The following is a 26,817-nucleotide window of genomic DNA, read 5'->3' on the forward strand; positions in this document are numbered from 1 at the left end:
TGGGGTGTCGTCGCCTCCAGTTGTAGACCAGCGGACCCGGCTTATGCAACAAGTTGCATAACACTGAGGCGGCGCTCACACCCAGGGCGGCGGCCCCTCGGGGACCAGCTGGTACACGTCGAAGAGCACCGCCGCCTCCACGCCCAGGGCCGGGCCCGCCGTGCGTGCGATCCAGGTCAGGAAGGGGCGCGGGGCGAAGGCGTCGGCCTCCGCGCCGAGCCCCTTGGTGTACTCGGCGTGCGCCGCGAGGGAGGCGATGCCGCGCTCCAGCGGGTCGCCGGTCACCTCCACCCCGTGGGTGGGCCGCTCCGCGCCCGCGAACGCGACGAAACGCACCCCGGACCACGGTTCGAGCCCCTCATCGGCCAGCTCTGGGAAGATCCACCGGTTCCCGGCGTCCCGCGCCGCGTCCAGCACCGCCAGTCCGACCGCCCGGTGGTCGGCCTGATTGACCAGACCGCCGATCATCCGGACCGTGTACGCGCCCGAAATGATCACGTCCGGCCGGAACCGGCGGATGGCCCGCGTGATGTCGCGCCGCAGCGCGATCCCGTACTCGACCACACTGTCCCGGTGGTCGAGGAACTCCACATCGCTGACCCCGACCTCGCGCGCCCCGGCCCGCTCCTCGGCCTCGCGCAGCGGGGCGGCCCGCTCCGGATGCATCCCGTCGATCCCCGCCTCCCCGCGCGTCGCCAGGAGGTAGCCGACCTGCTTGCCCTGCGCGGTCCAGCGGGCGACCGCCGACGCGGTGCCGTACTCGATGTCGTCCGGATGCGCCGCGACGGCCAGCGCGCGGGCCCAGTCCTCCGGCAGCGGGGCAAGCGGCGGCCCACCGGTGCCGCCCAAGTCGTTGAAGGCACTCATGTCCTCATGATGGCGCCGGGCGAGGGCGTGCGACAGCCGGACGACGTGTCCGGCCCGGCGGATTGCCCGGGCCGGTGGCGGGCGAGGGGATGTCGCCCTCCAGCCGGGCGCGCCGCGCGGCCCGAGTGGGCGGCGCCGGGCCGACGCCGCCCTCCCCACTTCAGCCGGCCCGGGCGCGCACCCCGTCAGGCCCGCCCCCCCACCTTCCGCCCCTCACACCTTCCGGTAGCCGTACGCCTCGGTGGCCGCCGCCTCCACCGCGTCCAGGTCCGCTCCCGCCGACGCGCCGACCACCGCGGCCACCGCTCCCTCCACGAACGGGGCGTCCAACAGCCGTGTGCCGGGCGGGAGTTCGTCGCCCTCGGCCAGCAGGGCCTTGACCGTGAGGACCGCGCTGCCCAGGTCCACCAGGACGGCGACGCCCGCGCCCCGGTCCACGGACTCGGCCGCGCGCACGATGAGTTCCTCGCTGGTGCCCAGGCCCCCGTCGGGCAGGCCGCCCGCAGGTGCGACGGGGGCGGTGGGGCCACCGCCCGCGAGGCCCTCGGCCAGTTCGGCGACGGCCGCCGCGACCGCCGCGCTGTGCGAGACGAGCACCACCCCGACCAGCGGGCCCGGCCCGCTCACGCGGCGGCCTCCACCAGCGCGCCGATCAGCAGGGCCGACGATGTGGCCCCCGGATCCTGATGGCCCACCGACCGCTCCCCGAGATAGCTGGCCCGCCCCTTGCGGGCCCGCAGCGGTACGGTCGCGAGCGCCCCGGCGTCGGCCGCCTCGGCCGCCGCCGCGAAGGACTCGCCGAGCGCCTCGACCGCGGGCAGCAGCGCATCCAGCATCGTCTTGTCCCCGGCCGCCGCCCCGCCCAGCTGCGCGACCGCCGCCACCCCGGCGCCGAGCGCCTCGGCCAACTGCTCCCTGGTCACCTCGCCGGCATCCCCGAGCGACTTGCCGGTGCGGCGAAGAAGCGTCCCGTACAGCGGGCCCGAAGCGCCCCCGACGGTCGAGATCAACTGACGCCCGGCGAGGGCGAGTACGGCCCCTGGCGTGGCGGGCGCCTCCTTGTCGAGCAGCGTCGTCACGGCGCTGAAGCCGCGCTGCAGATTCGCCCCGTGGTCGGCGTCGCCGATCGCCGAGTCCAGATCGGTCAGCCGGGCCGCCTCCCGGTCCACCGCGGCGGCGGTGGCGGTCATCCAGCGGCACATGAACGCGGCGTCGAGCACAGGAACTCCTTCAGGCATCGGTCAGCAACCCCACCGCAGCGCGGCCGTGTCGACCGGGGCGTCCCACAACCGCAGCAGCTCCTCATCGACCTGACAGAGCGTCACCGAGCAGCCCGCCATGTCGAGCGAGGTCACATAGTTCCCCACGAGCGTACGGGCCACCGGCACACCCCGCTCGGCGAGCTCCCGGTGCACCTCCGCGTTGAATCCATACAGTTCGAGCAGGGGAGTGGCCCCCATCCCGTTGACGAGGAGCAGCACGGGGCTGGTCGGCCGCAGGTCCTCCAGGACGATGTCCACGGCGTAGTCCGCGATCTCCCGCGAGGTCATCATCGCCCGTCGCTCGCGCCCCGGCTCGCCGTGGATGCCGACGCCCAGCTCCAGCTCCCCCGAAGGGAGTTCAAAGGTCGGGCCGCCCTTGGCCGGAGTGGAGCAGGCGGTCAGGGCCACCCCGAAACTGCGCGAGCTCCCGTTCACCTGCCGGGCGATCGCCTCGACGCGTTCCAAGGGCTGACCCTCCGCCGCGGCCGCCCCGGCGATCTTCTCGACGAACAGCGTCGCGCCGGTGCCCCGCCGCCCCGCCGTGTACAGGCTGTCGGTCACCGCGACGTCGTCGTCCACGAGCACCTTGGCGATCGTCACACCCTCGTCCTCGGCGAGCTCGGCCGCCATGTCGAAGTTGAGGACGTCACCGGTGTAGTTCTTGACGACGAACAGCACCCCGGCGCCGCCGTCCACGGCCGCCGCGGCCCGCACCATCTGATCCGGCACGGGCGACGTGAAGACCTCCCCGGGGCATGCGGCGGACAGCATGCCCGGCCCCACGAATCCCGCGTGCAACGGCTCGTGCCCCGACCCGCCGCCCGAGACGAGGCCCACCTGCCCGGCCACGGGGGCGTCACGCCGCAGCACCACCCGGTTCTCGACGTCGACCGTGAGCGCGGGATGCGCGGCGGCGATGCCGCGCAGCGCATCCGCTACGACGGTCTCGGGCACGTTGATGAGCATGTTCACCATGACCTCCAGGGCGAGGCGTGCGGAGTGTGACGGCCCCCAGTATCACGCGACGCCCGCCGGTCAGGGGAAAGGACGTGCCATCGGACCGGCTGTTACGCGCGCTGCCGTGCCGTGCTCTCGATGAGGTCCGGGCGGTCGGTGATGATGCCGTCGACCCCCATCTTCATCAGCCGGGTGGCGGCGGGCGCGTTGTCGACCGTCCAGGTGTTGATGCGCATCGGCCGCCGGTGCGCCCCCTTCGTGCCGTGCACGGCCTTGACGTACGCCGAAGTCACCGTGTGCTGCTCGGCGTTGATCTCGTCGGTGAAGGAGGCGTACTGCTTGAGCTGGGAGACCGGCGGATTGCCGAGGAAGCCGGTGTGGATCTCCGGGCGCAGCCGGTGCGTGGTGCGCAGCGCGGGGGCGCTGAAGCTCTGCACGACCAGGCGCCGGGAGATGTGCGGCAGATCGAGCCAGTCGGCCCGGTCCAGGACCTCCAGGGTCTGGCGCTCGATGCCCGGGTACAGCTCGGGCTGCTTGAGTTCGAGCAGGAGGCCCTGGCCGGTGTCGTCGAGCAGGTCCAGGTACTCCACCAGAGTGGGGACGCGTTCGCCCCGGAAGTCCGGGCCGAACCAGCTTCCCGCGTCGAGCTGCTTGATCTCCGCGAGCGAGAACTCGCTCACCGACCAGGGCGCCCGGTCGGGGTAGCGCTGCTTGACGTTGGTGGTGCGGGCCAGTGTCGTGTCGTGGATGACGACGAGGACGCCGTCGCGGGTGCGCTGGACGTCGTTCTCCACCCAGTCGACGCCGAGGTCGGCGGCCTCCTGTACGGAACCGAGGGTGTTCTCCGGGGCGTAGGCAGAAGCCCCTCGGTGGCCGAAGACGATGATGTGCCCTGCCCGGCCGGCCGACACGGCCTGGGCGGGCAGGGCGAGGGCGAGGACCCCGCAGAGCGCGCTGACGACGGTGGACACAGCGGTGCGGTGCTGCATGCGCATTCCTCACGACGGCTCGGATCACTGTCCGCCGAGGGTGCCAGCCCGCCGCCCTCCGCAGCCGCGTTGCCATGAGGAGGTGACCAAGAACGGGGACGCGTTCCCCGGTGCGGGTGGCTTCCGTTCGACCAGGAGGCCCAAGTGCGAGCACCTGACCGGACCGCCGCTGAACGGCACGGCCCGCCGGTGCGCAGGGGAGGGCGAGGGCCCCGGCGGGCCCGGACAGCGGGCGACGCCACTCGGCGACACCGGCGGCACGCTCGCCGACCGGCTGGCGCACCTCGCCGCGTACGACCCGGGCGAGACCTCCCCGTACGCCAAGGAGATCCAGCTCCGCACCCCGGCCTCAGCCGATGGTCAACCCACCGTTCTACGCCCAGAGTTCGAGGCTACGAGCCGCCACCAGGGCGCCGATACGTCGCAGTAGTTCCTCGGCCGCGAGGGCGTCCGGGCGGCGGCCGTCGCGCAGCCGCAGGGCGACCTCGCCGGACGCGGCCTCCCGGGCGCCGATCACCGCCTGGTACGGGACGAGGCGCGCGGCCCGGATCCGGGCGCCCAGGGAGCCCTGTTCCGGGCCGGCGAGCTCGGCCCGCAGGCCTTCGGCGACGGCCCGCTCGACGAGTTCGGCGGCCCGGCCCACCTCCGCGTCGGAGAGGGGCACCATGACCAGCTGGACGGGCGCCAGCCAGGCCGGGAAGGCGCCGCCGTGAAGCTCGATGAGATGGGCGACGGCACGCTCCATGCTGCCGATGATGCTGCGGTGGACCATCACCGGCCGGTGCTTGGCGCCGTCCGGCCCGATGTAGTGCAGATCGAACCGCTCGGGCTGGTGGAAGTCGACCTGCACGGTGGACAGGGTGGCCTCGCGGCCCGCCGCGTCGGCGATCTGCACATCGATCTTCGGGCCGTAGAACGCGGCCTCGCCCTCGACGGACTCGTACGGCACCCCACTGGCGTCGAGCACCTCGGCAAGGAGGGCGGCGGCCCGCTCCCACATGCCGGGGTCCGCCACGTACTTGCCGCCCGCGCCGGGCAGCGAGAGCCGGTAGCGGGCCGGGCGGATGCCCAGCGCCGCGTACGCGCGGCCGATCAGGCCGAGCGCGGCCCGCGCCTCCTCGGCGGCCTGCTCCAGGGTGCAGAAGATGTGCGCGTCGTTCAGGTGGATCGCCCGCACCCGGGTCAGACCGCCGAGCACCCCGGAGAGCTCCGAGCGGTACATGCCGCCCAACTCGGCCATGCGCAGCGGGAGTTCGCGGTAGCTGTGGGCCCGTGAACGGTAGATCAGTGCGTGGTGCGGGCACAGGCTCGGCCGCAGCACGACCTGTTCCGCGCCCAGGTCCATCGGCGGGAACATGTCCTCGCTGTAGTGCGACCAGTGCCCGGAGATCTCGTACAGCTCGCGCTTGCCGAGCACCGGCGAGTACACGTGCCGGTATCCGGCCCGCCGCTCGGTCTCGCGGATGTATTCCTCCAGGGCGTGCCGCACGGCAGCGCCGTCCGGCAGCCAGTACGGCAGTCCGGCGCCCATCAGCGGGTCGGTGTCGAACAGGCCGAGTTCGCGGCCGAGTCTGCGGTGGTCGTGCATGGGGGGCTCCTCGCGGTCTTCATGGGACGAGTGACCGCACGGAAAAGCCCCGGGACCACTCGCCCCGGGGCTCTTGACGTACACAGCTGTCAGCGCGCCGGGACACTCTCCGGCGTCGTCGTCCACTGCACAGCCGCGCGCTTCTTCATGCCGGTGAAGCTAACAGCCCCGGCGAGGCGCGCGCCTCCCTTTTTTCGGTGCCGCTGCCTTGTGCGATGCCGCTACGGCAGCGGGATCGACACCCCGTTCCGTCGGCCCGTCACGGAGTCCACCATGTACAGGTGCAGCAGACCGTGTTCGTAGGGGTTGTACGGCTCGTAGCGCTGGAAGGAGAAGGCGCCGTTCGCGTCCGTCGTGCTCTCGTTCCACTGGCGGGTCCCCGGCGCCCTCTCCCAGCCCTCCACATAGGTGCGTACGACGGCGTGCGGCGTCCAGGCGGTGCCGTCGACGTAGTACGTGCTGCCCGTCTGCCACCGCGTCGTGCGTACATGGGGGCTCGGCTCGGTCGACTGGCGGTGGGCCGTCGCCGACGGCTGGGCGGCGGCCGTCGGCGCGGTGAGCGCGGTCAGGAGCAGGAGCGAGGCGAGCAGAAGTCTTTTCACGGAGGGTTCCTCCTGTGCGGAACGGGTCGACAGGGCAGCTCGCGCCGCGAACAGGGCTTCCGGCGCACGTTGTGGATCTTCCGGCACCCGGGCCGGGTGGGGGAAGGCGCGACACGAGGGCGCACGGTGGTGAACAGAGATCCGCACCCGCACGACGACCGCTACGGAGGCACCCGATGACGACCCGCCCCGAATTCGCCCCGCTGCGCCGCCTGATCGTGCTGCGGCACGCCAAGTCGGCGTGGCCCGACGGCGTCGCCGACCACGAGCGGCCACTCGCGGCCCGTGGCCGCAGGGACGCGCCGGCCGCCGGGCGGCTCCTGTCCGACATGGACTGCCTGCCCGACCTCGTCCTGTGCTCGACCGCGGTCCGCGCCCGTCAGACCTGCGAGCTGGCCGTCGCCGAGTGGGGCAGCCCGCCGCCCGTACGGTACGAGCCGGGCCTGTACGCCGCCGATGTGCCCGGGCTGCTCGGCGTCGTGCGTCAAGTCCCGGACGGGGTGGGGGAGTTGCTCGTGATCGGACACAACCCCGGCCTTGAGGATCTGGTGCTGAGCCTGGCGGGGGAGGGTCGGGGCGACGCGCTCGACCGGCTCGGGGCGAAATTCCCCACGTCGGCCGTCGCCGTCCTCGCCTGGCACGGCCACACCTGGCGGGACCTGGAGCAGGGTGCGGCCGTCCTCACCGACGTGGCCGTCCCGCGCGGCAGGAAGCCCTGACCCACCGGCCGGGCCGGGTCACTCCTTGCCCTCGTAACGGCGCTCGAATCGGGCGATCCGCCCCTCCGTGTCCACCGTCCGGGCCTTGCCGGTGTAGAAGGGATGGCTCTCCGCGGAGATCTCCACGTCGATCACCGGGTACGTGTTCCCGTCGTCCCAGTCGATCGTCTCCTCGCTCGACGCGGTCGACCGGGTCAGGAAGGCGAACCCGGCGGCCTTGTCGCGGAAGACGACGGGCTGGTACGGGGGCTGCTTGTCACGCTGCACGGGGGACTCCGGGGTCTCGGTCGGCGGGTTTCAGTCGCCCGATTCGATGCGGGCGGGGGCCTCGAAGCCTTCGAGGTCGTCGAGATCGTCCTCGTCGACGATGTGCATGGCGGCTTCCTCGGCGGAGGAGGCCGCGCCGTCGATGCCGACGTCGGTGGCGAGCATGCGGGTCTCGTCGTCGGGGTGCGCTCCCTCGTCGGGGGCCACAAGCCGCCCGGCGCGGGCGCCGCCGACCTCGATGTCGCGCGGCTCGCCGTCGGTGTCCCAGGTGTCGCCCATGCCGTCGCCGTCGGTGTCGGACACCTCGGGGACCTCGTCGGCCAGGCGCCGCTCCAGGCTCTCGCCGTGCAGCCGCTCGGCCGCCGTCACCCCGTCGCGCTCCACCGCCCAGGGCCGCTCCGGTGGCGAGTAGCCCACGTCGAGGGGGTCGGCGGGGCCGTCGTCGAGGAGCGTGTCCTCGGCGCTCAGGAGGCCCTCGTCGTCCTGTACCTCGGAGCCGTCGGGCTGATAGACATCGTCCCCCCACGCCTCACTGTCGACCACGGCTACCTCCTGGGTTGTGACCAGTGGCTCGCACGCCGCGCGGTCGGATCCGGCAGCCTCTTCCAGTCTCGGCCCGCCCGGCCCCTGCCGACCACCGCACGCAAGCCACCCGGGTGACCGCGCGGCCGCTTTGAACGTGTTCAACTCGGTGCGCTAGGGTCGCGCTCATATCGAGGGGGCGCAATGAGGATAGTGATTCCCGGCGGAACCGGGCAGGTCGGAGCGATCCTGGACAGGGCGCTGACCGCAGCGGGCCACGACGTCGTCATCCTGACCCGGCGGCCGCGCCGCGAGCGCGAGGTGGGCTGGGACGGCGAGACGCTCGGCGCGTGGGCCGAGGCCGTCGACGGCAGCGACGTCGTGATCAACCTGGCGGGCCGCAGCGTGAGCTGCCGCTACACCGAGGCGAACCTGCGGGCCATGATGGACTCGCGGGTGCGCTCCGCCGAGGTCGTGGGCGAGGCGATCGGGGCGGCCGCCCGGCCCCCGAAGGTGTGGCTCCAGATGAGCACCGCGACCGTGTACGCCCACCGCTTCGACGCGGCCAACGACGAGGCGACCGGGATCGTGGGCGGCACCGAGCCGGACGTCCCCGGCTACTGGGGGTTCAGCGTCGAGATCGCCAAGGCGTGGGAGGCGGCCCAGGAAGAGGCCCGGACGCCCCACACCCGCAAGGTCGCCCTGCGCTCCGCGATGGTGATGAGCCCCGACCGCGAGGGCGTCTTCGACGTGCTCCTGAAGATGGCGAGGCTCGGCCTCGGCGGGCCGGTCGCGGGCGGCAGGCAGTACGTGTCCTGGATCCACGACCGCGACTTCGTGCGGGCGGTCGAGTTCCTCGTCGCCCGCGACGACTTCACCGGCCCCGTGAACCTGGCCGCCCCCGCCCCGCTCCCGCAGCGGGCCTTCATGCGCGCCCTGCGCGGTGCTTGGGGCGTCCCGGTGGGGCTGCCCGCCACGAAGTGGATGGCGGAGCTCGGCGCGTTCGCGCTCCGCTCGGATACGGAGTTGCTGCTGAAGAGCCGGCGGGTGGTGCCGGGGCGGCTCCTGGAGGCGGGGTTCACCTTTGAGCATGCGGAGTGGGAGGGGGCGGCTTCGGATCTGGTGCGGCGGGTGCGGGCCGTGCACCGTGGCGCCGGGTAGCCCCGGGGCGTTGCTCCTGCACGGGGTTCGAACGCCGCCCGGACCTCCATAAGCCCGCTTGGCCCGCCCCGCCCGGCACTTGGCCCGGCTTCCGTGCGAATCCGGCCAGGACCAGCAGCCACGTCGCCAGAGCGATCCACAGCAGCGCCACGCCCAGCGTGTGCAGCCAGGCGATCCCCGTGGTGGCCGAGACGGACAGCGAGGCGACTGCAGTCATGCCGAGAGGGAAGACCGTGGACCAGCGGCGGATGTCGTAGCGGGGGCGGGGCCAACGCGCCTCGGCGAGCAGCAGTACCGCGCATGCGGTGAGATTGAGGCCGAGCAGGACAAGGGCGGTCGTCCGCAGGGCCGTGTGCGCGGCGCCCGCCCGCAGTAGGGCCAGCTTCGATGCCGCGAGCGCCGAGATGGCGAGGGCGCCGCCGCCGATCCACTGGTCGCCGGCCCCGTCCCGTACCTGCCGGAAGTCGAACCGGACCAGCGCCTCGGCGTAGAGGAAAAGGCCGAGCCCCAGCGCGGCCACCGCGCCCCACCCCAGCCATTCGCCCGCGCCCGCCGACGACAGCGTCGCGGCAAGGACCGCGAGGCCCTGGGTCGCTACACACACCAGGAAGGCCACTCCTGGCATCCGACGCCGCCAGTGGCGTACGACCGCCATCAGGAGCCCCGGCCAGAGCACCGCGCCGAGCGTCAGCAGGGCCGCGGCCGGGCCCTGCCAGCCGAGCGCCGAGAGGCGGGTGCCGAGCACCGTCGTGGCGGCGACGGCGGTGAGCGCGGGCGGTGTGTCCGCCTCGCCCTCCCAGCGGGTCCGGTTGCCGAGCAGCCGCGCGACGAAGTCCCACGCGAGCAGCAGCCACAGCAGCGCGGCGATGACGAGCCCCACCCGGGAGAGCGTCTCGTGGCCGGTCAGATGCAGCCCGATCGAGATGATCGCCGTCGCCATGACGGCCGCGCCGGCCGCCGGAGGCAGCTCGGCCCACCACGGGTTGACCTGGCGTTTCATGGCTCCATCTCAGCGCGGCCGGGCCCCGGTCGCGATCGGGGTGGCTTCCCCGAGGAAATACTTGTATAGTACAACTCATTGAAGTTGTAAAAGCCAACCATTGGGTTCGCGGCCGGTCCGACCGTGAGTCCGATCAGAAGGGTCCTGACATGTCCGGAGGCCACAAGGCCGGACGGGTCGCCACGCCGGGCGACGTGCGCACCGCGCCGTCGAATCCCGCACTGCGGCACGTCCTCACGCATCTGATCACCCCGCTCCTCATGTGCCTCGGCATGGGACTCGCCTACCTGGGGGCGTTCGCCACCCCCGAGCCGCACCACCTGCCGGTCGCGGTCGTCGGGGCGGGCCCCGAGGCCAAGGTGTTCGCGCAGACGGTGAAGGACAAGGCGGGCGACAAGCTCGACGTCCGGACCGTCGCCGACCGCGCCACCGCCGTCGACCAGCTCGAGCACCGGGACATCTCCGGCGCCTATGTCCTGAACGCGAAGGCGCCCGAGCTCATCGTCGCCTCGGCCGGATCAGACATGAGCGCCACCGCCGTCACGAAGGTCTTCACCCCGGTGGCGAGCGCCCAGGGCGTCCCTCTGAAGGTCACCGACGTCGTACCGCCGGTCTCCGGCGACCCGACGGGCTCGGGCATCTTCTTCCTGCTCATCGCCGTGAGCATCGGCTCGTACGCCTCGGTCGCGGCGCTCGGAGCGGCCGGCGCCGGGCTCTCGCTGAAGGTTCGGGCGGCGCTGGTGACCGGGGTCTCCTTCACGGTGTCGGTGATCGGCGCGGCCTTCGCGGGACCGCTGTTCCACCTGGTCGACCACGGCCTGTGGGGCGTGTGGGCGATGTCCTGGCTGTATTCGGCGGGCATCCTCTTCCTCGGCGCCGGGCTCCACACCTTCCTCAAGCGCTGGACCACGCTCGCCGTGATGGTGCTCTTCGTGATGCTCAACTTCACGAGCTCCGGCGGTCTGTTCCGGCCCGAGCTGCAGAACGGCTTCTTCGGCAGCCTGCACGCCTTCTGGAACGGCGCCGGCTTCGTCGAGGGCATCCGCGACCTGGTCTACTTCGGCAGCCACGGCCTCGGCCGCAATGTGTGGGTGCTCGCCGCCTGGCTGGTCCTCGGCCTCGCCGTGATGGCGGTCGCGGGGCTCGTCGAACGCCGCCGGGCCGGGGTCGCCGCGCCGGTCGCGACAGGGATGGCGCCGTCCGTCGCGGTGGCAGCGGCCCTCGCCGAAGAGGCCGAGGAGGAAGAGGAGGAAGAAGTCGAGGAGGCCGTCGGCGTCTGACGCCGCGCATCTCAGACACGAACTCTCGGCATCAGACGCAGATTCTCGGCATCGGACACAGATTCTCAGGGCGGCCCGGCGCGATCGGGCCGCCCTTCGCGTCGGTCGCGGAATCGGCGGGCTGTTGACAGGGTTGGGCTGTTGACAGCGCAGGGGGAGGCGACACCTTTGGAGGCGTCCATGCCGGGAAAGCGCACGATGCGGGTTCGCCGTGTCTACGACCCGCCCGGGGACGACGACGGCGTACGCGTCCTGGTGGACCGGTTGTGGCCCAGGGGCCTGTCCAAGGAACGCGCGGCCGTCGACGAGTGGCCCAAGGAGCTCACCCCCTCGACGGAACTGCGCCGCTGGTACCACGAGGACCGCACGCGCTACGCCGAGTTCCAGGAGCGGTACGAGGCCGAACTCGCCCAGCCCGAACCGGCCCGGGCACTCGACCGGCTGCTCGGGCTCGCCAAGAAGGACACCGTCACCCTCGTCACCGCCGTGAAGGACATCGACCACAGCCATGTGCCGACACTGGTGGCGGCGCTGGAGCGGGGCCGCCCGTCCGGGTGAGTCCGGCGGGCGGCCCGGCGCCATCCGGGCTAGGCAGGGGGCATGTCACCGATGTCCCGGATGGGTGCGACCGACCGCCGCTGGTTCGAGCGGGTGGCCACCGCGAAGCTGGCCGGCGCCGAGCAGGTGCTGCCCACGCTCAGCCATGCCGCCAACCACGGGCGGCTGTGGTTCGCCGCCGCGGCCGCGCTCTCGGTGGCAGGCGGCCCCACGGCCCGCCGGGCCGCCCGGCGCGGGATCGGCGCCCTGGCGCTTGCCTCGCTCACCACCAACACCGTCGCCAAGTACGCGACCCGGCGCCCGCGCCCGGTCATCGACACCGTGCCGCTGGTGCGGCGCCTGGCGAAGCTGCCGCGCAGCACCTCGTTCCCCTCCGGGCACTCCGCCTCGGCCGCCGCCTTCGCCACCGGCGTGGCCCTGGAGTCCAGCCGGTACGGGGCGCTGCTCGCCCCGGTCGCCGCAGCTGTGGCGTTCTCCCGCGTCTACGTCGGCGTCCACTACCCGGGCGACGTGCTGGCCGGCTGCGCGCTCGGCGTGGCCGCGGCCGCCGTCACCTGCTACTGGTGGCCGCCCCGGCCGCAGCCCGTACACCCTCTGCACACCCGCGCCGCGGCGCCCGTGCTGCACCAGGGACAGGGCCTCGTCGTGGTCGTCAACGGAGGCTCCGGCAAGGGCGTTCCGGGCCGCCTGCCCGCGCCGGAACACCTGCGCCTGCTGCTGCCCGAGGCCGAGATCGTCGAACGCGGGCCCGGCGACGACCTGGGCGAACTCCTCGACCAAGCCGTCGCCCGGGCGGGCGAACTCGCCGGTGTGCTCGGCGTGTGCGGTGGCGACGGCACCGTGAACGCGGCCTGCGAACGCGCCGCCCGCGCAGGCCTCGCCCTCGCGGTGTTCCCCGGCGGCACCCTCAACCACTTCGCGCTCGACGCGGGTGTCGCCGCCTTCGAGGACACCGTGTACGCCGTCGAACACGGCGAGGCGATCCGCGTCGACCTGGCCCGGGCGCGCGACGACGCGGGCCGGGACGTCGCCGCCTTCGTCAACACGTTCAGCATCGGCCTCTACCCCGACCTGGTCCGTATGCGCGAAGGCATGGAGGACCGGATCGGCAAGTGGCCGGCCGCCGCCCTCGCCCTCGTCCGGGTGCTGCGCACCGCCACGCCCGTACGCCTGTGCGTCGACGGCCGCCCGCGGGCGCTGTGGCTGCTGTTCGCGGGCAACGGCCACTACCAGCCCGACGGGCTCGCCCCCTCGCACCGGCCCCGCCTCGACGAGGGCCTCATCGATCTGCGCACCGTCGACGCCGAGGCGCCGCTCGCCCGCACGCGCCTTGCCGTCTCCGCGCTCGCGGGCGCCCTGCGCCGCTCGCACGTCTACCGCGCCGAACGCGTACGGTCGGTGCGGCTCACCGGCCTCGACGAGGTCAACACCCTCGCGTACGACGGCGAGACCGCGGCCGCGCCGGACGCCCTGCTCCTCGACAAGGCGGACCGGGCGCTCGTCGTGTACAGCCCCGCCGAACCCCAGGACGAGATCGCCCAGCGGGCCCGCACCGCGACGGCCGCCATCGCCGCCGGGGCGAAACCGGTGCCGTGACATCGCTCAACTGCCTTGTTGGACAAGCCACTTCGCTGCCTCCTGCGGTGGAGCCTCCGGCTCCGGCAGGGTGCGGGTGAGGAGCCAGGCCAGGGCGGGGAAGGCGATCAGCGGGGCGAGCGCGGTCTCCAGAGAGGTCGCGTCCGCCGCGGCCCCGATCAGCGGACTGGCCAGCCCGCCCACGCTCACCGTCAGGCCGAGGGTGACCCCGCTCGCCGTGCCGATCCGGGTCGGCAGATAGTCCTGACCCAGCGTCACCTGCAAGGAGAACGGCACATACAGCGCGGCCGAAGTCAGTGCGACGAACACGTAGAACGCCGGCCCGGGCACGAACACGACCCCGGCGATGGCGGGCACCGCGGCCGCGTACGACCCGTTCACCACCCGCACCCGGTCCCAGCGCGCCGCGAGCCGGCCGCCCAGGACCGTGCCGATCGCACCACCCGCGTACAGCACGAACAGGGCGGCGGAGCCCGCGAGCCGACCGCCGCTCACGCGCTGGCGGGCGTACAGGGCGACGAAGGCGCTCAGGCCCACGAAGACCAGGGAGCGGCAGATCACGGCCAGGCACAGTTTCACGAACGAGGCCCGGTCGTCGCGGCCCACGGCCCGTACGTTCTTGGCCGCGGCCCGGCCGGTGCCCCGTATCGCGCGCAGCGCGAGCACGCACAGCACGCTGCCCAGCGCGGCCGGCACCATGAGCAGCGGCGCCGCGCGCAGCCCGCCGACCCCGACCACTCCGGCCACGAGCAGCGGCGCGGCCGCGAAGCCCAGGTTGCCGCCGAGCGAGAACCAGCCCATCGCGGTGTGGCTCCCGGCGCTCGCGAGGCGGGCCACCCGCGCGGACTCGGGGTGATAGGCGGCCACCCCGACCCCGGACACGGCGACCGTCGCCAAGGTCGGGGCGTACGCGCCGCCCGTGCCGCTCAGGGCGATGCCGATCCCGGCCACCGCCGTACTCACCGGCAGCAGCCACGGCAGCGCCCACCGGTCGGTGAGCGCGCCGAACAGCGGCTGGACGACCGAGGAGAGCAGGGAGGCGGCCAGCACGATGCCGGACGCGGCGGCATACGAATAGGCGCGTTCGGCGACAAAGAACGGCACCAGGGCCGCGACGGCACCCTGGTACACATCGACACAGGAATGCCCCACCGCCAGCAGGAACACCGGGCTGCGGAGCGGGCCTGCGCCGTACATTCGCTCATGACGCTGCTGTTTCTTCGGCACGGCCCGATCATCACCACTCGCTCCGCTGTCCCGCTTCCGATAAATTGCCAAGCAATGCCGAAAATCCGCCACACTCCCGTCGCCCCCACCCGCGCCCAGCAGATGGCGCCCGGGGACAGCATCGACGCGCACCGGCACGACGACCACCAGATCGTCTACGCCAGCCACGGTGTCCTGGCCGTCACGACCGGGGCCGGGACGTGGGTGGCCCCCGCCACGCGCGCGATCTGGGTGCCGGCCGGCACCGTGCACTCCCATAGGGCACACGGCAGGCTCGAACTGCACCTCATGGGCATCGCCGCCCACGAGAACCCGCTCGGCCTGGACGCCCCCACGGTCCTGATGGTCGGGCCGCTCCTGCGTGAGCTGCTCCTCGCCCACACCCGCTCGCCCGACGACGAAAGCCCCGAGGGCAAGCGGCTGCGGGCCGTGCTGCTCGACCAGCTGCGCGCCTCGCCGCAGGAGCCCGTCCACCTGCCCGCGCCCAGCGACCCTCGCCTGGTCGCCGTGTGCGCGCTGCTCGAAGCCGACCCCGCCGACCGGCGCGGGCTCGCCGGACTCGGCGCCGAAGTGGGCGCGAGCGAGCGCACCCTGACCCGGCTGTTCCGCGCGGACCTCGGCATGACGTTCCCGCAGTGGCGCACCCAGCTCCGCCTCTACCGCGCCCTGCAACTCCTCGCCGAGGACACCCCGGTGACCACCGTGGCCCACCGCTGCGGCTGGTCCTCCACCAGCGCGTTCATCGATGTCTTCCGCCGCGCCTTCGGCCACACACCGGGTACGCACAGCCGCTTGCGTTAGAGCGTGCTCCAACTCGTAGCGTCTTGCACATGAACAGCGCAGAGAACGCCAAGAACGCCGTTGACGCCCAGGCCGTCGGCACCAACGAGACCACCGGGGAGCGGTACGAGCGCGGGCTCGCCGTGCTGCGGACCGTCGGCGGCCAGGAGAACCCGGCCGTCCTGGACAGCCTGGCCGACATCGCCCCCGCCCTCGGCCACATGACCGTCGCCTTCGGATACGGCGACGTCGTGTCCCGCCCGGGACTCACCCTGCGCCAGCGGCAGATCGCCACCGTCGGCGCGCTGGCCGCCCTGGGCAACGCGGCTCCGCAGTTGCGCTTCCACATCGGCGGTGCGCTCAACGTCGGCGTCAGCCCGGCCGAGATCGTGGAGATCCTGATCCACACCGCCGTGTACGCGGGCTTCCCCGCCGCGCTCAACGGCATCGGCGCCGCCCGCGAGGTCTTCGAGGCCCGCCCCGAGGTCGCGGCCACCCCCGTCGACACCGAGCCGCTGCCGGGCGACCGGTACGAGCGCGGGCTCGCCAAGTTGACCGAGGTCGACGGGCACGCGGGCGACCAGGTCGTCGCCTCGCTGCGGGACATCGCGCCCGATCTGGCGCGCTACATCATCGAGTTCGCCTTCGGGGACGTCTACTCCCGCTCCGCGCTCGACCTGAAGTCGCGCGAACTGGCCACCATCGCCATGTGCACCGCCCTCGGCACGGCCGGGCCCCAGCTGCGCGTCCACATTCACGGCTTCCTCAACGTGGGCGGCACCCGCGAGGAGGTCGTCGAGGTCATCACGCAGATGGCGGGGTACGCGGGCTTCCCGGCGGCGATCAACGGCATCACGGCGGCGCGGGAGGTGTTCCACGAGCGCGGGGCGCGGTGAGGATGCCGCGATGGCGAGACCCCATGGCTCCCCGCGCTTCCAAGTGGGCTGGTGAGGGCCCTGAGAGGGGCGCGGGGAACTGCGCGACCGGCCCGCAACGGCCCGCGGTCGAAGGTCCGCACCCCGGCGGAGCATGCGCTGGCCGACGCAGCAGGTGCCGTGGTCGCTCGCCCTGGATAGGCTCGGATGCGAGCAGAAGGCGTAGGCCACGTTCCCGACCACCGCCCGCCCCGGACCGCATGCCGGAGGGTGTGCCCCATGACGAGCCCGAGCCCGAGTCCTGCCGCGAGGCCCCCGATGAGCCCCGAGGAGCGGGCGCGGCACGGACGAGCCGCCCGCAAACGGCTCTCCCGCTCCGCGCACGGCCGGTGGATCCCGGGCGCCGACCGGCCCGACCCCCTCGCGGTCCTGGCGGAGCAGGCCCGCACGCGGGTGCCCGAGCTGGTGCCGATCCGGTACGGGCGGATGGCCGAGAGCCCGTTCCGCTTCCTGCGCGGGTCACCCGCAGTGATGGCCGCCGACCTCGCCGCGCAGGAGAACACCGGCCTGACCGTCCAACTCTGCGGCGACGCCCACCTGTTGAACTTCGGCGTGTTCGCCTCGCCCGAGCGGGCCCTCCTGTTCGACGTCAACGATTTCGACGAGACCTGCCCCGGGCCCTTCGAATGGGACGTCAAGCGCCTCGCCGCCAGCACCGCCGTCGCCGCCCGCGAGAGGGGACACCCGGACGCCGACGTCCGGGTCTCCGCGCTGGCCGCGGCGGAGGCGTACCGCCGCGGCATACGCAGGCTCGCGGCGCGCGGCGAGCTCGACGTCTGGTACGAGCACATCGACACCCGGGACATCGTGCGCCTGGTCCGCCGCACCGGCGGCCACAAGGCGGTCGAGGCGGGCCTGGCCAGGGCGCGCGGCCGCACCAGCCTGCGGGCGCTCGCCGAACTCACCGAGATCCGCGACGGCCGGCGCCGCATCATCGAGGACCCGCCGCTGCTCGACCCGGTCGCCGTCCCCGATCTGGTGGCCCTGCGCAAGATCTTCAGCGACTACCGTTCGTCGCTCGCCGAGGAGCGCCGCATCCTGCTCGACCGGTACCGGTTCGTGGACGCGGCCCGCAAGGTCGTCGGGGTGGGCAGCGTCGGCACCCGCTGCTACATCGTGCTCCTGGCGGGCCGGGACGCGGCCGATCCACTGTTCCTGCAGATCAAGGAGGCCGAGCGGTCGGTACTCGAACCGCATCTGCCCGGCGCGGCCCACGCCCACCACGGGCACCGGGTGGTCGCCGGGCAGCGCCTGATGCAGGCCGCCGGCGACATCTTCCTCGGCTGGATGACCGGGCCGCAGGGGCGGCACTTCTACTGGCGCCAGCTCCGCGACATGAAGGGCTCCGTCGACCTCGACGGGATGCCTCCGCACCTTCTGGGCGCGTACGCGGGCCTGTGCGGGACGGCCCTGGCGCGGGCCCACGCGCGGTCCGGCGACCGCATCGCGATCGCCGCCTACCTCGGCGGTTCCGACGCCTTCGAGCGGGCCGTCGCCACGTTCGCGGTGCGCTACGCCGAGCAGAACGCCGCCGATCACGCCGCCCTGGTGGCGGCCGTCGCCGACGGCACGATCGAGGCCGTGACCGGCGTCTGAGGGCGTCCGGACTCAAGGACGACCGTCCGGAAGCCGTGCCGCCGACCCCATCCAGCCGCAGCGCTGCCGAGCCGCTTAGTTGCCGAGTTGCCGGGCCGCCGTGCTGTCGGGCCCGTCGAGCCGCCTGCCGCCGACCCCATCCAGTCGCAGCGCTGCCGAGCCGCTGAGCCGCTGAATTGCCGGGCCGCAGTGCTGCCGGGCCCGCGACCCTGCTGGGCTGCCGAGCCGCTGTGCTGCCGACCCCGTCGAGCCGCCAGGCCGCCGAGCCGCGCGGCCGTCGGGCGTGCACCGCAGCCCGTGCGGCACCGGTACCCGGCCGCCGCCATCGGCCAACTACCCATCCTGACAAGGGAGTTCGAACTCGCAGCAGCCCCGGCGGAGCCGCTGCCCCCAGCCCCCTCCGCCAGGCCGCCGGGCGCAGCCCAACCGCCTCGGCGCCCGGAGTGCTACTCTGCCACCAGCACGTGTGTACGCCCCTTCTTCGCGGCGTCCGTGCTTGTTTCCTCCCGGTGCCGCCTCCAGCGCGGCGCCCGCTGTTCCCCTCCCGGCCGTCGTACGGCCCGGACTTCTCCTGCGCCCCGTCGCGCGAAGGGACCCTCCTGTGCTCAGCACGCTCGAACACCCCACGACCATCCACCACGACCACCCCATCGAGGCCCCGCTCGCCGGCGTCCTCGACCTCACCGGCGGGCACGGCCGCATCCGGACCACCGGCTACGCGACCGCCCCGGGCGACGTGAAAGTCCCGCCCGCCCTCATCCGCCAACTATCCCTGCGCAAAGGTGACTTCATCGAATGCGAGGGGCCGGCGCCCGAGCGCGTCGTACGGGTCAACGGCCGGCCCGTCGAGGCGCTGCGCCATCGGCCGCACTTCGCCGACCTCACGCCGCTGCACCCGCGTGAGCGGCTGCGTCTGGAAACCCGGGCCGACCGGCTCGCCGGCCGCGTCGTCGACCTCGTCGCACCCGTCGGCAAGGGGCAGCGCGGCCTGATCGTCGCCCCGCCGAAGACCGGAAAGACCGTCCTGCTCAAGGAGTTGGCCCAGGCGATCACGCACAACCACCCCGAGTGCCATCTCATGGTGGTCCTGGTCGACGAACGGCCCGAAGAAGTCACCGACATGCGGCGCTCGGTCCACGGCGAGGTGCTCGCCTCCACCTTCGACCGCCCGCCGAAGGAACACATCGCGCTCGCCGAACTCGCCATCGAGCGCGCCAAGCGCCTGGTCGAGCAGGGCCGCGACGTCGTCGTGCTGCTCGACTCGCTGACCCGGCTGTGCCGCGCCCACAACAACGCGGCCGGCCCCGGCGGACGCACCCTCAGCGGCGGAGTCGACGCGGCCGCGCTGCACGGCCCCAAGCGGCTGTTCGGCGCCGCGCGGCTCACCGAGGAGGCCGGCTCCCTCACGATCCTCGCGACCGCCCTGGTGGAGACCGGGTCACGGGGCGACGACTACTTCTTCGAGGAGCTCAAGTCCACCGGGAACATGGAACTGCGGCTCGCCCGCACCCTCGCCGACAAAAGGCTCTTCCCGGCCGTCGACATCACGCCCTCCGGTACCCGGCGCGAGGAACTCCTCCTGGACCCGGGGGAGCTGAGCGCCGTACGCGGACTGCGCCGGGCGCTGCACCATCAGGACGCGCACGGCGCGCTCGAAGCGCTGCTCGACAAGCTCCGGCAGACCCCCGACAACGCCGCGTTCCTGCGGCAGGTCCGGCTCACGGCCTAATGCGTCCCGGACGGGGCAACAGGTTCTCCGTGACCAACCGTATGGCGACGACCGCGGCCGGATCCGCCCGGGCACGCTCCATCGCCCGGGAGACGCACCCCGCGAGGCCGCCGCTCATCGGGCGGGCTTCAGGGAAGCATCTTGTCGAGAGCGGCGGGACCCTCCGCGGCCAGCTTGCGCTCGGCCCAGGCCAGGTTCTGCGGGGTGATGTCCCGCCCGGACGCGAGTACGAGGTCCTCGGCGGTGACCTCGCCCCCGGATCCCGTGTGCAGCAGGGCATCAGGGGTCACGGGGTCGCGCTGCGGGCCGGACTCGGACTGGTCGTTCATGCCGCCTCCTACGTCTCTCCGGTAATGCACCATTCTCGCCCCCGCCTACCCGGACCGCATCCGGCCCACACGGCCCCGTACGCACCACGGCGCGGCAGCCCCCGCCGTCGGCTCAGGGCGCCGCGTAGACCCGGCCCGCGTACGACGAGAAGGCCTCCGTGGTGAGCTTCCGGGCCAGGTCGGCCTCGGTGATCATGCCGACCGGCGTGCCGTCCTCGACCACCACGATCCGGCGGATCCGGGCCTCGCCCATCGCCTTGACCGCCAGGGTGGCGTCCGCGCCCGCGTCGACCGTGTGGACCCCGCCCTCGGCGAGTTCCCCCGCGGTCACCTTCGAGGCGTCCTTCCCCGCGGCCAGCGCCTTCACGACGATGTCCCGGTCGGTCACGATGCCGGCCAGCTCGCCGTCGCTGCCCTTGACCGGCAGCGCGCCGATCTTGTGGTCACGCATCAGCTGGGCGGCCCGGTCGAGGGTCTCGGACGCGGGGACGCAGCGTACGTCCGGGGTCATCAGGTCACGGGCAGTGGTCACGAAGGCCTCCGGTCGAGGGTGCGGAAGGTGTGCGGCTCAGGGCCGCGCGATGCGGGTGTACGTCTTCGGGGCCGGCGGATGCGACGCACACACCTCGGCCATGCTCGCCGGGCGCACGGCCCCGGGCGACCGCTCGGCGCCGATCGAGTGGCGTGACAGCGGGTGTCCCGCGGGCGGAGCGTACGAGAGGGTTCCAGATTCTTGGAACACGTTCTACTGTGTGCGCCGCCGTACCGCGACCGTCCTGGAGGGGCCGTGCACCTCGAATACACGCCTGAGCAGCAGCAGTTGCGCACCGAGCTGCGGACCTACTTCGCCGACCTGGTGCCGGACAACGTCTACGCCCGGTACGCCGACCCGGCCGCGCAGAAGCGGTTCTACCGCGAGACCGTGCGGCGGCTCGGCGGGGACGGCTGGCTGGGGGTGGGCTGGCCCAAGGAGTACGGCGGGCGCGGGCTGAGCCCGATGGAGCAGTTCATCTTCTTCGACGAGGCCGCCCAGGCCGGGGTGCCGCTGCCGCTGATGGCACTGAACACCGTGGGCCCGACGATCATGCAGTTCGGCACGGACGAGCAGAAGGCGTACTTCCTGCCGAAGATCCTCTCCGGCGAGATCGACTTCGCGATCGGCTACAGCGAGCCGGACGCGGGGACGGACCTGGCGGCCCTGAAGACGCGGGCGGTGCGCGAGGGCGACACGTATGTGGTGAACGGCCAGAAGATCTGGACGACCAACGGGGACACGGCCGACTGGGTGTGGCTCGCCGTCCGCACCGACCCGGAAGCCCCCGCGCACAAGGGCATCACCATGCTCCTGGTCCCGACCTCCGACCCCGGCTACAGCTGCACCCTGATCAACACGCTCGCCTCGCACGACACCACGGCCAGCTATTACGAGAACATCCGGGTGCCCGTGTCGCGCCGGGTCGGCGAGGAGAACAAGGGCTGGCGCCTGATCACCAACCAGCTGAACCACGAGCGGGTCACCCTGGCCGCCCACGGCACGATGGCGATCCGTGCCCTGCACGACGTCCAGCGCTGGGCGGCCGACACGAAACTCGCCGACGGCCGCCGCGTCATCGACCTCGGCTGGGTCCGCAAGAACCTGGCCCGCACCCACGCCCGCCTGGACGCGATGAAGCTGCTGAACTGGCAGATGGTCAACGCCGTCCAGGAAGGCACCCTCACCCCCCAGGACGCCTCCGCCGTGAAGGTGTACGGCTCGGAGGCCCGCCGGGACGCGTACGCCTCCTTGATGGAGATCGTGGCCGCGGCCGCCCCCATGAAGGAGGGCTCGGCGGGAACCGTCCTCCACGGCGAACTGGAACGCGGCTACCGCTCCGCGGTGATCTTCACCTTCGGGGGCGGGAACAACGAGATCCAGCGGGAGATCATCGCCTGGATCGGGCTGGGGATGCCCCGGGTGAGGCGGTAGCGGGCCCGTATCCCCGGGGCGGAGTACCGACTAACCTTTTGCTGTCGTGGCCGTGCCCGGCCCTGGGCGCACTCCCACCGGAGGTGGCGGATGGCGGACGCCGACCCGGGCTACTTCGGCCCCGAATCGGTCACCTGGCAGCTGCACAGCGACCCCATGATGTGGATCGCGGGGGTCCGGGCGCTCTACCTCCAGGCGCTGCACCCGCGCGCCGTGCGCGGGGTCATGCAGAACTCCGACTTCCGGAAGGACGCCTGGGGGCGGCTGATGCGTACCGCCAACTTCGTCGGGACGCTCTCCTACGGGACGAAGGACGCGGCCGAGCAGGCCGGCGCCCGGGTCCGGCGCATTCACGCGCTGCTCAAGGCGGACGACCCCGTGACGGGGGAGCGGTTCGGGATCGACGACCCCGAGCTGCTTCTGTGGGTGCACTGTGCCGAGATCGACAGCTATCTCAGCGTCGGCCGACGCTCGGGGTTCCGGCTGAGCGACGCCCAGGCCGACCGGTACGTCGGCGAACACCGGGTGGACGCCCGCCTGGTGGGGCTCGACCCGGCCGGCGTGCCCGGCACCGTCGCCGAGCTCGCGGCCTACTTCGACTCCGTACGGCCCGGACTGGCGGCCACCGCCGACGCGCGGGACGTCGACGACTTCCTGCGGCGGCCGCCCGTCCACCCCCTCCTGATCCCGGCGCGCGAACTCGTCTGGCGGCGCGTGGCCCACCTCGCCTACGCCTCCCTGCCCCCGTACGCCCATGAGCTCTACGGCCGCCCCGCCCCCGCCGAGCGCACCGTGAACCGTCGGCTGACCTTCACCGGAACGGTGTTGCGCGGCATCCCCGCGACCGTGCGCTGGCAGCTTCCGCCCCGGCACGTCCTGAAGGCGGTGGCCCGGCTCGGACCCGGGTCCCGACCGGCCCCGTACACACTCCGCAGACAGGCCGCCATACTGGACGGGCCGGGGAGGGCGCATGGTCAGTGACGGGGGCGGCGGCATCAGATGGCGGACACCAGGCTGATCCACGGCCGCTACCGGCTGCTCGACCTGATCGGGCGCGGCGGCATGGGCGAGGTGTGGCGCGCCCGCGACGAATCGCTGGAGCGGCGCGTCGCGGTGAAACTGCTGAAGCCGCCGGCGCCGGGCCACGAGGAGTCGTTCACCCGGGTGCTGAGGGAGCGCTTCCGGCGCGAGGGCCGGGTCGCCGCCGCGCTCCAGCACCGGGGCGTGACCGTCGTCCACGACTTCGGGGAGTACGAGGGCGGGCTCTACCTGGTCATGGAGCTGCTCGAAGGCCGCAACCTCAGCCAGCTCCTGGACGACAACAAGCAGCACCCGCTGCCGGTGCCGGACGTCGTGGACATCGCCGAACAGGTCGCGGCGGCCCTCGCCTACACGCATCAACAGGGCATCGTCCACCGGGACCTGAAGCCCGCCAACATCATGCGGCTCGACGACGGCACCGTGAAGATCTGCGACTTCGGCATCGCCCGGCTCGGCGCCGACATCGGCTTCACCAGCCGGCTCACCGGCACCGGCATCGCCATGGGCACCCCGCACTACATGTCGCCGGAGCAGATCGGCGGCACCGAGGTCGACCACCGCAGCGACCTCTACTCGCTGGGCTGCGTGCTGTACGAGCTGTGCACCGGAGCGCCGCCGTTCGACCTGGACGACGCCTGGGCGGTGCTCGTCGGCCACCGCGACACCCCGCCCCGGCCGCCCCGCGAGCACCGCGCCGAACTTCCCGAGTTCCTCGAACGGGCCGTGCTCGCCCTGCTGGCCAAGGAACCCGACCAACGGCCGGACGACGCAAGGGAGCTGGTGCGCGTCCTGGCCGAGGGCCGAGGCGCACCGCGGCCCCTGGCCGACCCCGTACCGCTGCCCCCGCGGAACGCGCCCCGGCTGCCGTCCTGGACGAAGGGGATGACCACCGGCCACAAGGCGACCCGCACGTTCACCCCGGTCACCCCGCCCGATCCCACCGCGGGCCTCACCGGCGAATGGACTGCCGCGCGCGCCCTGGCCCCGCAGGAGCCGGACCGGCCGACCCCGCCGCCGGACGTCCTCGCCGACCTGAACGGCCGCCACGACGCGGCGCTCGAACTCGGCAGCCACGGCCGCTGGGCCGAGGCGGGCGAGGCACACCGGGCGGTCGCCGGCGAGCGCGCCCGAGTCCTCGGGCCCGACCACCCCGACACGCTCTCCAGCCGCTACGAGGTGGGCTTCGCGCTCGGCCGGACGGGCCGCGCCGCCGAGGCGCTGCGCGAGTTCGGCGGGGTCGCCGACGGCAGAGCCCGCTCGCTCGGGCCCGACCACCCCGACACCCTCGACGCGCGCCAGGAGACCGCGTACGTCCTCGGCCGCCTCGGCCGCCACTTCGAGGCACACCGGATGTACGTCACGGTCCTCGCGGCCCGCGAGCGCACCCAGGGTCCCGAAGCCCCGGACACCCTGCGCTGCCGGCACAACCTCGCCGTCAACCTCGGCCGGCTCGGCCGTCTGGAGGACTCCTGCACACTGGCCCAGGACGTGGCCGCCGCGCGGACCCGGGTGCTCGGCGCGGAACACCCCGACACGCTGGTCACACGGTACGAAGTGGCGTACGCACTCGGTCTGTTGGGGCGCTGGATCGAGGCGCTCGCCACCTACCGCGACGTGGCCCGGGGGCGGGCCGCGGCGCTCGGGCCCGACCATCCGGACACCCTCGCGGCCCGCTACGAGATCGGCATCGGCCTCGGCCGGCTCGGGCGCAGCCCCGAGGCCCTGGAGCTGTACCGCGATCTCGTCGACGACCGGCTGCGGGTCGGCGGGCCCGAGGACCCCGAGACGCTGCGCGCCCGGCACGGCCTCGGCGTCAACCTCGGGCGGCTCGCTCGCTGGGAGGAGGCCCTCCAGGAGGCGCGCGAGGTGTGCGCACTGCGCGAGCGGGTGCTCGGCGCCGACCACCCCGACACCCTGATCAGCCGCCGCGAGACAGCCGTGGGCCTGGGCTGGCTGGGCCGCTGGCCCGAGGCGCTCGACGTCTACCGCCACATCGCCGAGTCCCGCGAGCGCACCCTGGGGGCCGCCCACCCCGACGCGCTGGCCGCCCGCAACGACGAGGCCCAGTGCCTGGAACAACTCGGCCGGGCGGCGGAGGCGGTGGAGCTGTACCGCAGGGTGGCGGCGCGGCGGCAGGGGGGCGGGCGCTGAGCCGGGGGATCGGGATTTCCGCGCCCGCGCGGCGGGGACGGATCGCAAGGCGGTCATCCTGCGCGGCCCGGGACGGGTTCCCCCGCCGATCATCCCGTGTTACCAAGAGGCATGCCCGCACGCACCGCGTTCGCCCGTGACCTGTACGACGCCGTCATCGTCGGGGGCGGCCACAACGGCCTGGTCGCCGCCGCCTACCTCGCCCGCGCCGGAAAGTCCGTCCTCGTCCTCGAACGGCTCGGCCGCACCGGCGGCGCCGCCGTCTCGACCCGCCCCTTCGCGGGCGTGGACGCGCGGCTCTCGCGCTACTCCTACCTCGTCTCCCTCCTGCCGAAGAAGATCGTCGACGACCTGGGGCTCGACTTCGCGGTCCGCAAGCGGACGGTCTCCTCGTACACGCCGACCGTCCGCGACGGCCGCCCCGGCGGCCTCCTGGTCGGCGGCGGCCAGGAGCGAACCGCCGCGTCATTCCGCCAACTGACCGGATCCGACGCCGAGTTCACGGCCTGGCAGGCCTTCTACGAGACCACGCGACAGGTCGCGGGGCGGGTCTTCCCCACGCTCACCGAGCCGCTGCCCACCGCGGCCGCGCTGCGCGAGCGGGTCGCGGACGACGCGGCGTGGCGGATGCTCTTCGAGGAGCCCATCGGCGTCGCCGTGGAGGACCGCTTCACCGACGACCTCGTCCGCGGCGTCGTCCTCACCGACGCCCTGATCGGCACGTTCGCCGACGCCCACGACCCCTCGCTCGCCCAGAACCGCTGCTTCCTCTACCACGTGATCGGCCAGGGCACCGGCGACTGGGACGTCCCGGTCGGCGGCATGGGCGCCCTCACCGACGCGCTCGCCCGGGCCGCGCGGGCGGCCGGCGCGGAGATCGCCACCGGGCACGAGGTGACCGCGATCCGCACCGACGGCACCGAGGCCGAGGTCGCCTACGCCACGGCCGAGGCGTCCGGCACGGTGGCCGCCCGCCACGTCCTGGTCAACGCCTCGCCGCAGGCCCTGGCCGAGCTCGTCGGTGACACCCCGCCCGAGCCCGCCGAGGGCGCCCAGCTGAAGGTCAACATGCTGCTCAAGCGGCTGCCCCGGCTCCGCGACAGCTCCGTCGACCCGCGCGAGGCCTTCGCCGGAACCTTCCACATCGCCGAGGGATACGGCCAGTTGGCGACCGCGTACGCCGAGGCCGCGCGGGGCGAGCTACCCTCCGCCCCGCCGTCGGAGATCTACTGCCACTCGCTGACCGACCCCTCGATCCTGGGCCCCGAACTCGCGGCCCAGGGCTATCAGACCCTCACCCTGTTCGGCCTGCACACCCCGGCCCGCCTGTTCGCCGACGACAACGACAAGGCCCGCGAACAACTGCTCGCGGCGACCCTCGCCCAGCTGGACGCCCACCTCGACGAACCCCTCGCCGACTGCCTGGCCCCGGACGCCGACGGCCATCCCTGCATCGAGGCCAAGACCCCCCTCGACCTGGAGCGCGACCTGCGGCTGCCCGGCGGCAACATCTTCCACCGGGCCCTCGCCTTCCCCTACGCCGACGACTCGACGGGCCGCTGGGGCGTCGAAACCGGCCTCGCGAACGTGCTGCTCTGCGGGGCCGGCGCCGTACGCGGCGGCGGAGTGAGCGGCATCCCGGGCCACAACGCGGCGATGGCGGTGCTGGGCCAGTAGGGGGCAATCCCTTTGTGA

At 73.3% G+C, this 26,817-nt stretch carries 27 protein-coding genes; 14 read left to right on the top strand and 13 right to left on the bottom strand.

Going from position 1 to position 26,817, the window contains the following annotated elements; genetic code table 11:
• Positions 1-75: 75 nt before the first annotated feature.
• The 5 genes from ABD346_RS09425 to ABD346_RS09445 all read right to left on the bottom strand — a co-directional run bounded on the left by ABD346_RS09425 (position 76) and on the right by ABD346_RS09445 (position 4,075).
• Positions 76-867, bottom strand: a complete 792-nt coding sequence (locus ABD346_RS09425) for a PIG-L deacetylase family protein (protein ID WP_344373728.1) — start codon at positions 865-867, stop codon at positions 76-78.
• A gap of 213 nt (positions 868-1,080) precedes the next feature.
• Positions 1,081-1,494 (bottom strand): PTS-dependent dihydroxyacetone kinase phosphotransferase subunit DhaM, encoded by a 414-nt coding sequence (locus tag ABD346_RS09430; RefSeq protein WP_344373729.1) that lies wholly within the window; start codon positions 1,492-1,494, stop codon positions 1,081-1,083.
• On the bottom strand, positions 1,491-2,087 hold the full coding sequence (gene dhaL / locus ABD346_RS09435; protein ID WP_344373731.1) for a dihydroxyacetone kinase subunit DhaL: 597 nt from the start codon (positions 2,085-2,087) through the stop codon (positions 1,491-1,493). Before dhaL ends, ABD346_RS09430 begins: the two co-directional genes overlap by 4 nt.
• Positions 2,088-2,108: 21 nt before the next feature.
• Positions 2,109-3,101, bottom strand: a complete 993-nt coding sequence (gene dhaK / locus ABD346_RS09440; protein ID WP_344374447.1) for a dihydroxyacetone kinase subunit DhaK — start codon at positions 3,099-3,101, stop codon at positions 2,109-2,111.
• A 95-nt stretch (positions 3,102-3,196) separates the two neighbouring features.
• On the bottom strand, positions 3,197-4,075 hold the full coding sequence (locus ABD346_RS09445) for a glycerophosphodiester phosphodiesterase (protein ID WP_344373733.1): 879 nt from the start codon (positions 4,073-4,075) through the stop codon (positions 3,197-3,199).
• Positions 4,076-4,157: 82 nt separating this feature from the next.
• Here ABD346_RS09445 and ABD346_RS09450 point away from each other — a divergent pair, with 82 nt between their 5' ends.
• Positions 4,158-4,505 carry a hypothetical protein gene (locus ABD346_RS09450; RefSeq protein ID WP_344373735.1) on the top strand — a complete coding sequence of 116 codons (348 nt, stop codon included), beginning with the start codon at positions 4,158-4,160 and terminating at the stop codon, positions 4,503-4,505.
• Here ABD346_RS09450 and thrS read toward each other — a convergent pair.
• Positions 4,449-5,663: a threonine--tRNA ligase gene (gene thrS / locus ABD346_RS09455; protein WP_344373736.1), complete on the bottom strand. Its 1,215-nt coding sequence runs from the start codon at positions 5,661-5,663 to the stop codon at positions 4,449-4,451. The genes ABD346_RS09450 and thrS overlap by 57 nt on opposite strands.
• 221 nt (positions 5,664-5,884) lie before the next feature.
• Positions 5,885-6,265 (bottom strand): hypothetical protein, encoded by a 381-nt coding sequence (locus ABD346_RS09460; RefSeq protein ID WP_344373738.1) that lies wholly within the window; start codon positions 6,263-6,265, stop codon positions 5,885-5,887.
• A 176-nt stretch (positions 6,266-6,441) separates the two neighbouring features.
• Here ABD346_RS09460 and ABD346_RS09465 point away from each other — a divergent pair, with 176 nt between their 5' ends.
• Positions 6,442-6,984 carry a SixA phosphatase family protein gene (locus ABD346_RS09465; protein WP_344373739.1) on the top strand — a complete coding sequence of 181 codons (543 nt, stop codon included), beginning with the start codon at positions 6,442-6,444 and terminating at the stop codon, positions 6,982-6,984.
• Between the two features lie 18 nt (positions 6,985-7,002).
• On the opposite strand, the gene ABD346_RS09470 is transcribed toward ABD346_RS09465, so the two are convergent.
• The gene (locus ABD346_RS09470; protein WP_189960390.1) at positions 7,003-7,251 is read right to left on the bottom strand and encodes a type B 50S ribosomal protein L31; all 249 of its coding nucleotides are present in this window, start codon (positions 7,249-7,251) and stop codon (positions 7,003-7,005) included.
• A gap of 30 nt (positions 7,252-7,281) precedes the next feature.
• Positions 7,282-7,794 carry a DUF5709 domain-containing protein gene (locus ABD346_RS09475; protein ID WP_344373743.1) on the bottom strand — a complete coding sequence of 171 codons (513 nt, stop codon included), beginning with the start codon at positions 7,792-7,794 and terminating at the stop codon, positions 7,282-7,284.
• Positions 7,795-7,977: 183 nt separating this feature from the next.
• Here ABD346_RS09475 and ABD346_RS09480 point away from each other — a divergent pair, with 183 nt between their 5' ends.
• Positions 7,978-8,934, top strand: coding sequence for a TIGR01777 family oxidoreductase (locus ABD346_RS09480; RefSeq protein ID WP_344373744.1), 957 nt, complete (start codon positions 7,978-7,980; stop codon positions 8,932-8,934).
• Here the strand turns inward: ABD346_RS09480 and ABD346_RS09485 are convergent.
• Positions 8,852-9,934 (bottom strand): tellurite resistance/C4-dicarboxylate transporter family protein, encoded by a 1,083-nt coding sequence (locus ABD346_RS09485; RefSeq protein WP_344373746.1) that lies wholly within the window; start codon positions 9,932-9,934, stop codon positions 8,852-8,854. The genes ABD346_RS09480 and ABD346_RS09485 overlap by 83 nt on opposite strands.
• A 149-nt stretch (positions 9,935-10,083) precedes the next feature.
• Between ABD346_RS09485 and ABD346_RS09490 the strand changes: the two genes are divergently transcribed.
• The 3 genes from ABD346_RS09490 (at position 10,084) to ABD346_RS09500 (ending at position 13,368) form a co-directional block, all read left to right on the top strand.
• Entirely contained in the window at positions 10,084-11,214 is a 1,131-nt protein-coding gene (locus tag ABD346_RS09490; protein ID WP_381228500.1) for an ABC-2 transporter permease, read from the top strand.
• 180 nt (positions 11,215-11,394) lie between these two features.
• Positions 11,395-11,772 carry a DUF488 domain-containing protein gene (locus ABD346_RS09495; protein ID WP_344373748.1) on the top strand — a complete coding sequence of 126 codons (378 nt, stop codon included), beginning with the start codon at positions 11,395-11,397 and terminating at the stop codon, positions 11,770-11,772.
• A gap of 51 nt (positions 11,773-11,823) precedes the next feature.
• Positions 11,824-13,368, top strand: coding sequence for a bifunctional phosphatase PAP2/diacylglycerol kinase family protein (locus tag ABD346_RS09500; RefSeq protein WP_381228911.1), 1,545 nt, complete (start codon positions 11,824-11,826; stop codon positions 13,366-13,368).
• 6 nt (positions 13,369-13,374) lie between these two features.
• Here the strand turns inward: ABD346_RS09500 and ABD346_RS09505 are convergent, their stop codons facing one another.
• Positions 13,375-14,565 carry an MFS transporter gene (locus ABD346_RS09505; RefSeq protein WP_344374449.1) on the bottom strand — a complete coding sequence of 397 codons (1,191 nt, stop codon included), beginning with the start codon at positions 14,563-14,565 and terminating at the stop codon, positions 13,375-13,377.
• A gap of 84 nt (positions 14,566-14,649) precedes the next feature.
• Here ABD346_RS09505 and ABD346_RS09510 point away from each other — a divergent pair, with 84 nt between their 5' ends.
• The 4 genes from ABD346_RS09510 (at position 14,650) to rho (ending at position 19,635) form a co-directional block, all read left to right on the top strand.
• Entirely contained in the window at positions 14,650-15,396 is a 747-nt protein-coding gene (locus tag ABD346_RS09510) for an AraC family transcriptional regulator (protein WP_344373752.1), read from the top strand.
• A gap of 29 nt (positions 15,397-15,425) precedes the next feature.
• Positions 15,426-16,271: a carboxymuconolactone decarboxylase family protein gene (locus ABD346_RS09515; protein ID WP_344373754.1), complete on the top strand. Its 846-nt coding sequence runs from the start codon at positions 15,426-15,428 to the stop codon at positions 16,269-16,271.
• A 258-nt stretch (positions 16,272-16,529) separates the two neighbouring features.
• Positions 16,530-17,906, top strand: a complete 1,377-nt coding sequence (locus tag ABD346_RS09520) for a DUF2252 domain-containing protein (RefSeq protein WP_344373756.1) — start codon at positions 16,530-16,532, stop codon at positions 17,904-17,906.
• A gap of 601 nt (positions 17,907-18,507) precedes the next feature.
• Positions 18,508-19,635 (top strand): transcription termination factor Rho, encoded by a 1,128-nt coding sequence (gene rho, locus ABD346_RS09525; RefSeq protein ID WP_344373758.1) that lies wholly within the window; start codon positions 18,508-18,510, stop codon positions 19,633-19,635.
• A gap of 128 nt (positions 19,636-19,763) precedes the next feature.
• On the opposite strand, the gene ABD346_RS09530 is transcribed toward rho, so the two are convergent.
• Entirely contained in the window at positions 19,764-19,964 is a 201-nt protein-coding gene (locus ABD346_RS09530) for a hypothetical protein (RefSeq protein WP_344373759.1), read from the bottom strand.
• A gap of 112 nt (positions 19,965-20,076) precedes the next feature.
• Entirely contained in the window at positions 20,077-20,496 is a 420-nt protein-coding gene (locus ABD346_RS09535; protein WP_344373761.1) for a CBS domain-containing protein, read from the bottom strand.
• A gap of 255 nt (positions 20,497-20,751) precedes the next feature.
• Here ABD346_RS09535 and ABD346_RS09540 point away from each other — a divergent pair, with 255 nt between their 5' ends.
• The 4 genes from ABD346_RS09540 to ABD346_RS09555 all read left to right on the top strand — a co-directional run bounded on the left by ABD346_RS09540 (position 20,752) and on the right by ABD346_RS09555 (position 26,799).
• On the top strand, positions 20,752-21,930 hold the full coding sequence (locus ABD346_RS09540; protein ID WP_344373763.1) for an acyl-CoA dehydrogenase family protein: 1,179 nt from the start codon (positions 20,752-20,754) through the stop codon (positions 21,928-21,930).
• 90 nt (positions 21,931-22,020) lie between these two features.
• Positions 22,021-22,911 carry an oxygenase MpaB family protein gene (locus ABD346_RS09545; RefSeq protein ID WP_344373764.1) on the top strand — a complete coding sequence of 297 codons (891 nt, stop codon included), beginning with the start codon at positions 22,021-22,023 and terminating at the stop codon, positions 22,909-22,911.
• 18 nt (positions 22,912-22,929) lie between these two features.
• Positions 22,930-25,122, top strand: coding sequence for a serine/threonine-protein kinase (locus ABD346_RS09550; RefSeq protein ID WP_344373765.1), 2,193 nt, complete (start codon positions 22,930-22,932; stop codon positions 25,120-25,122).
• A 111-nt stretch (positions 25,123-25,233) separates the two neighbouring features.
• On the top strand, positions 25,234-26,799 hold the full coding sequence (locus ABD346_RS09555) for a phytoene desaturase family protein (protein ID WP_344373767.1): 1,566 nt from the start codon (positions 25,234-25,236) through the stop codon (positions 26,797-26,799).
• The last annotated feature ends 18 nt before the right edge of the window (positions 26,800-26,817 follow it).

It is taken from the genome of Streptomyces mauvecolor, from assembly GCF_039532965.1.
In the GTDB taxonomy this organism is placed as follows: Bacteria; Actinomycetota; Actinomycetes; order Streptomycetales; family Streptomycetaceae; genus Streptomyces; species Streptomyces violascens.

Bases quoted from the DNA above. Each gene is read 5' to 3' on its own strand.
- ABD346_RS09425 (WP_344373728.1), bottom strand. From the start codon at position 867: ATGAGTGCCTTCAACGACTTGGGCGGCACCGGTGGGCCGCCGCTTGCC.
- ABD346_RS09445 (WP_344373733.1), bottom strand. From the start codon at position 4,075: ATGCAGCACCGCACCGCTGTGTCCACCGTCGTCAGCGCGCTCTGCGGG.
- thrS (WP_344373736.1), bottom strand. From the start codon at position 5,663: ATGCACGACCACCGCAGACTCGGCCGCGAACTCGGCCTGTTCGACACC.
- ABD346_RS09465 (WP_344373739.1), top strand. From the start codon at position 6,442: ATGACGACCCGCCCCGAATTCGCCCCGCTGCGCCGCCTGATCGTGCTG.
- ABD346_RS09480 (WP_344373744.1), top strand. From the start codon at position 7,978: ATGAGGATAGTGATTCCCGGCGGAACCGGGCAGGTCGGAGCGATCCTG.
- ABD346_RS09485 (WP_344373746.1), bottom strand. From the start codon at position 9,934: ATGAAACGCCAGGTCAACCCGTGGTGGGCCGAGCTGCCTCCGGCGGCC.
- ABD346_RS09490 (WP_381228500.1), top strand. From the start codon at position 10,084: ATGTCCGGAGGCCACAAGGCCGGACGGGTCGCCACGCCGGGCGACGTG.
- ABD346_RS09495 (WP_344373748.1), top strand. From the start codon at position 11,395: ATGCCGGGAAAGCGCACGATGCGGGTTCGCCGTGTCTACGACCCGCCC.
- ABD346_RS09500 (WP_381228911.1), top strand. From the start codon at position 11,824: ATGTCCCGGATGGGTGCGACCGACCGCCGCTGGTTCGAGCGGGTGGCC.
- ABD346_RS09505 (WP_344374449.1), bottom strand. From the start codon at position 14,565: ATGTACGGCGCAGGCCCGCTCCGCAGCCCGGTGTTCCTGCTGGCGGTG.
- ABD346_RS09510 (WP_344373752.1), top strand. From the start codon at position 14,650: ATGCCGAAAATCCGCCACACTCCCGTCGCCCCCACCCGCGCCCAGCAG.
- ABD346_RS09515 (WP_344373754.1), top strand. From the start codon at position 15,426: ATGAACAGCGCAGAGAACGCCAAGAACGCCGTTGACGCCCAGGCCGTC.
- ABD346_RS09520 (WP_344373756.1), top strand. From the start codon at position 16,530: ATGACGAGCCCGAGCCCGAGTCCTGCCGCGAGGCCCCCGATGAGCCCC.
- ABD346_RS09530 (WP_344373759.1), bottom strand. From the start codon at position 19,964: ATGAACGACCAGTCCGAGTCCGGCCCGCAGCGCGACCCCGTGACCCCT.
- ABD346_RS09545 (WP_344373764.1), top strand. From the start codon at position 22,021: ATGGCGGACGCCGACCCGGGCTACTTCGGCCCCGAATCGGTCACCTGG.
- ABD346_RS09550 (WP_344373765.1), top strand. From the start codon at position 22,930: ATGGCGGACACCAGGCTGATCCACGGCCGCTACCGGCTGCTCGACCTG.
- ABD346_RS09555 (WP_344373767.1), top strand. From the start codon at position 25,234: ATGCCCGCACGCACCGCGTTCGCCCGTGACCTGTACGACGCCGTCATC.